Origin of the sequence: Spongiactinospora gelatinilytica (assembly GCF_003236385.1) — a bacterium.
In the GTDB taxonomy this organism is placed as follows: domain Bacteria; phylum Actinomycetota; class Actinomycetes; order Streptosporangiales; family Streptosporangiaceae; genus Spongiactinospora; species Spongiactinospora gelatinilytica.
The window spans coordinates 1-4,942 of the sequence record NZ_POUA01000474.1 but is presented as its reverse complement, the minus strand read 5'-3'; the positions used below and the strand labels follow the sequence as shown (position 1 = coordinate 4,942).

Below are 4,942 nucleotides of genomic sequence, written 5' to 3'. Positions count from 1 at the left end.
GCCCGGAACGGCCCCACCACGGCCCGGGAGGTGAGCGGTGATGAGCTGGACCCCACCGGTGCGCATCCCCGCCGACATCGACCAAGACGACCGGATCATCGGCGGCTGCACCGCCCGCCAGGTGGCCATCCTCGGCGGCACCGGGCTCCTGCTGTACGGCGCCTATGTCCTTGCCGGGGAACGCCTGCCGCTGATCACATTCGCCGCCCTGGCCCTGCCCATCGCGCTGGCCGGGATTCTGCTGGCGCTGGGACGGCGCGACGGCCTCAGCCTGGACCGATACGTCCTCGCGGCGATTCGCTACCAGCGGTCCCCGAAACACCTCACCACTGCGCCGCTGGACGATGCGCGCCCACCGGCGTGGGCGAGAGCGAAGAAGGGTCCGCGGCCTGGCCCGTTGCCGCTTCCCGCACACGGCATCGCCGGTGACGAGCTGATCGACCTGGGCACCGACGGCGTCGCCGCCGTCGCCGAGGTGTCCACGGTCAACTTCGCCCTGCGCACCCCCGGTGAGCAGGACGCCTTGGTCGCGGTGTTCGGGCGCTGGCTCAACTCGCTGTCCGGCCCGGCACAGCTCTTGCTGCGCGCCGAACGGGTGGATCTGACTGAAACGATCAGCGGCATCACCGAGGATGCCCGTGTCCTCGCCCACCCTGCACTCACTGCCGCTGCGCACGAACACGCCGCCTTCCTGGCCGACCTGTCGGCCCGGCATGACCTGCTGCGCCGCCAGGTCCTGCTGATCGTTCGTGAACCCTCCGCCGAGGGCGGCACTGATGCGGCGGCGGCGAGGGCGCTGCGGCGGCTGGAGGAGGCCGCCCGGCTGCTGGCCGCGTGCGGGCTGACCGTCCGGCCGCTGAACCACACCGCCCTCAACGGCGTGCTGGCCTCCTGTTTCGACCCGGCCGCCCCGCCCTTGTCCATCGACCAGCTCGCCGATCCCGGCCAGGTCATCACCACGGGAGGACACCGATGAAGCTCTTCCACCGCAAACCTTCCACGCAGTGCCGGTTCGGCCCGGAGGCGGTTCAGGTCCAGTCCAGAAGCCTGCGCATCGGGGATGGCTTTTGCGTGACGCTGGCCATCAGCGGGTACCCGCGCGAGGTCGCCCCCGGCTGGCTGGAACCCCTGTTCACCCATCCCGGCCGCCTGGACGTGTCGATCCACATCGATCCGGTCCCGTCGCCGGTCGCCGCCGACCGCCTGCGCAGGCAGCTTGCCCGGCTGGAATCCGGATTGCGCAGCGACCATGAACACGGTCGCCTCCTGGACCCCGGCGTCGAGGCCGCCGCCGAAGACGCCCACGAGTTGGCCGCACGGATCGCCCGCGGCCAATCCCGGCTGTTCCGCGTCTCGCTCTACCTCACCGTGCACGCCGCCACGCAAGGCGAGCTGGAGGAAGCGTGCGCCCAGGTCCGGGCGGTGGCCGCCGGGCTGTTGCTGGACGCCCGCCCGGCCGCGTTCCGGCAACTGCAGGGCTGGGTATCGGCGCTGCCGCTCGGGATGGACAACCTCAACACGGCCCGGACATTCGACACACCCGCGCTCGCCTCAGCCTTCCCGTTCACCAGCCCGGACCTGACCACCCCCCTCGGGCCGACCGCCGTCCTGTATGGCAGCAACGCCACCGGCTCTTCCCTGGTCGCCTGGGACCGGTTCGCCCGGCCCAACCACAACTCGGCGATCATCGCTTGTAGCGGCGCCGGAAAGTCCTACCTCGCCAAACTGGAGGCTCTGCGGTCGCTGTATCGGGGGGTCGAGGTCGCCGTCATCGACCCCGAAGACGAATACGCCCGCCTATGCGCAGCGGTCGGCGGGGCCTACCTGCATCTGGGCGCGCCCGGCGTCCGCCTCAACCCCTTCGACCTTCCTGCCGAAGATCGGCGAGATGGTGATCCGCTGACCCGCCGGGCGCTGTTCCTGCACACCCTGGTGGCGGTGATGCTCGGCGAAGTGCTGGACAAGGCGAGCAAGGCCGCCCTGGACCGGGCCATCCTGGCGACCTACAAGCAGGCCGGGATCACTTTCGACCCGCACACCTGGAACCGCCCGCCGCCGCTGATGGCCGATCTGGCCGCCGCACTCACCGCATCCAGCGATACGAAAGCGGCCGAGGTCGCGGCCGGGCTCGCCCCCTACGTCAGCGGCAGCCACCGGGCGCTGTTCGACGGGCACACCACCACCCGCCCCGACTCCCACCTGATCGTCTTCTCCCTGCGCGACCTACCCGACGAACTCAAAGCGGTCGGCACCCTGCTCACCCTGGACGCCACCTGGCGACGCATCACCAACCCCGACATCCGCCGCCCGCGCCTGGTGGTGGTCGATGAGGCCTGGCTGCTCATGCACGATCCCGAAGGCACCAGGTTCCTGCTGCGGATGGCCAAGTCCGCCCGCAAACACTGGGCCGGACTGTCGGTCGTCACCCAGGACGCCGGAGACCTGCTCGGCTCGGCGGCCGGGCAGGCGATCATCGCCAACTGCGCCACCCAGATCCTGCTCCGCCAAGCCCCGCAAGTCATCGACGCGGTCACCGACGCCTTCCGGCTCTCAGACGGGGAGAGGCACCTGCTGCTGTCGGCCGAACAGGGCACCGGCCTGCTGGCCGCCGACCCGGCTCAGTCGCGGGTGGCATTCCACGTCCTGGCCAGCGAGCAGGAACACCGCCTGGTCACCTCCGCACCCAGCGAACTTGCCCACGTCGATGGGGAGGGCGGCCGGTGATCCACGATCTGCTCGACGACCCCGACGCCATGATCGAACTGGTCCTGTCGTGGCTCATGGCATACGGCCCGCAGCTCGCCATCACTGCCACGCTTTCGGTGTTCGCGATCGGACTGGCATGGTCGTTGCTCGCGCGAGCCCGTCACCGCGCGATGAGCAACGGCGCGCGGTGTCTGGAGATACTCGCCCCGCCAGAAGCGGACCTGCCCGGAGCCGAAGCCCTGTGGGGCAACCTGCTCGGACTCTTGCGCCCCGCATGGAAGCGCATCCTGTTCGGCCAGCCGCATCTGGTCTTTGAGTACGTCTTCGGCGTCGGCGGCGTCCGGATCCGCATGTGGATCCCCGGCACCGTGCCGCCCCGCCTGGCCGAGCATGCGATCGAGGCGGCCTGGCCGTCCGCCCGCACCGCCGTACTCGACCCCGGCCCGCCGATCCCGCTGGACGGGCAGGCCACCGGCGGCTGGTTCGTCCTCGCCCGCGACGAGCGGCTGCCGCTCAAACACGACCACGACCACGATCCGCTGCGCGCGTTGCTCGGCGCTGCAGTGGGCATGCCCGCCTGGCAGCACGCCGCCGTACAGGTCCTGGCCCGCCCCGCCACCGGCCGCCGCCTCACCCGGGAGAAGGCGGGCATCCCGGCCACGTTGCTGCGCGGTGCCCTGGACCTCATCACGCCGGGGCCTGGGCACATGCATCGGCGTCCGGATCACCGGCCCCAGGAACACGCCGCACGCCTGGAGCGCTATGCCGAGGCCCGCGCCATCCGGGACAAGGCTCTCCACCCCCGCTACGAGGTCGCCGTCCGCTACGCGGTACAGGCCGACGATTGCGACCAAGCCAAGACTCGCCGCCCGGCGATCCGAGGGCGGGCGCACGCCATCGCCTCAGCCTTCGCCGTCTACGCCGGGCACAACCGGCTGGAACGCCGCCGCCTGCCCCGCGCCGCCCAGCGGCTCGCCGCCCGCCGCCTCCACCGTGGGTTCCTGTTGTCGGTCCCGGAACTGGCCGCGCTCGCCCACCTGCCGATGGACCCCGCCGTCCCCGGACTGCAACGCGCCGGAGCCAACACCATCGCCCCCGCCCCGCAAATCGCCCAGCACGGCAAAGTACTCGGCACCGCCGACGCCGGCCATCAGCGGCCCGTCGCGCTCGGGGTGATCGACTCCTGCCACCACGTTCACGTCCTGGGCCCCAACGGCACCGGCAAAAGCACCCTGCTCGCCCAGATGATCCTCTCCGACATCGGCGCCGGGCGCGGCGTGGCCGTCATCGACGCCAAAGGCGACCTGGTCACCGACCTGCTCGGCCTCATCCCCGAACAAGCCGCACAACGCATCACGCTGATCGACCCCGACGACCGCCACCCCCGCCCGGCGCTCAACGTGCTGGACGGCCCGGACCGCGCCATGCTCGCCGACAACCTCGTCGGCATCTTTCACACCATCTACAGCGACTACTGGGGCCCGCGTACCGACGACATCCTGCGCGGCTGCGCGCTCACCCTGGCCCGCACCGGCGGCACCCTCGCCGACATCCCCGACCTGCTCACCGACCCGGCCCGCCGCCAACGCGCCACCGCCACCCTCGGCGACCCGATCCTGCGCGGCTTCTGGAACTGGTACGACAGCCTGTCCGAACAATCCCAGGCCAACGTCACCGCCCCGATCATGAACAAACTGCGGGCCTTCCTGCTCCGCCCGTTCGTCCGCGACATCCTCGGCTCGGCCACCTCCACCTTCGACCTGGCCGACGTACTCGACGGCGGCATCCTGCTGGTCCGCCTACCCAAGGGCGTACTCGGCGACGACACCGCCCGCCTGCTCGGCTCGGTCATCCTCGCCCAGGTGTGGCAGGCCGCCGCGCGCCGCGCCAAACTCGGCCGCCCACGCGGCCATGCCGCGCTCTACTGCGACGAGGCGCACAACTTCCTCACCCTCCCGCACGCGCTGAGTGACATGCTCGCCGAGGCCCGCGCCTACCGCCTGTCGATGGTGCTGGCCCACCAGCACCTGGCCCAGCTCCCGCGCCACCTGTGCCAGGCCATCTCCTCCGACGCCCGCAACAAGATCTACTTCTCGCTGTCACCGGAGGACGCCCGCGAGGCCGAACGGCACTTCACCCCGCATCTGTCCGCCCACGACCTGGCCAATCTGGACGCCTTCCAAGCCGCCGCCCGCCTGGTCGTCCGCTCAGCCGAGGCCCCGCCGTTCACCCTGCG

At 71.2% G+C, this 4,942-nt stretch carries 3 protein-coding genes; all 3 read left to right on the top strand.

All coding sequences use genetic code 11. The features are described from left to right. The first annotated feature begins 40 nt into the window (after nucleotides 1-40). Complete coding sequence (locus tag C1I98_RS35070; protein ID WP_111171617.1) at nucleotides 41-976, top strand: PrgI family protein; 936 nt, start codon at nucleotides 41-43, stop codon at nucleotides 974-976. Then, entirely contained in the window at nucleotides 973-2,724 is a 1,752-nt protein-coding gene (locus C1I98_RS35065) for a VirB4 family type IV secretion system protein (RefSeq protein WP_111171616.1), read from the top strand. The genes C1I98_RS35070 and C1I98_RS35065 overlap by 4 nt, the downstream gene beginning before the upstream one ends. Next, the coding region (locus C1I98_RS35060; RefSeq protein ID WP_111171615.1) for a type IV secretory system conjugative DNA transfer family protein at nucleotides 2,721-4,942 on the top strand (2,222 nt) is incomplete at its 3' end. The genes C1I98_RS35065 and C1I98_RS35060, both read left to right, overlap by 4 nt.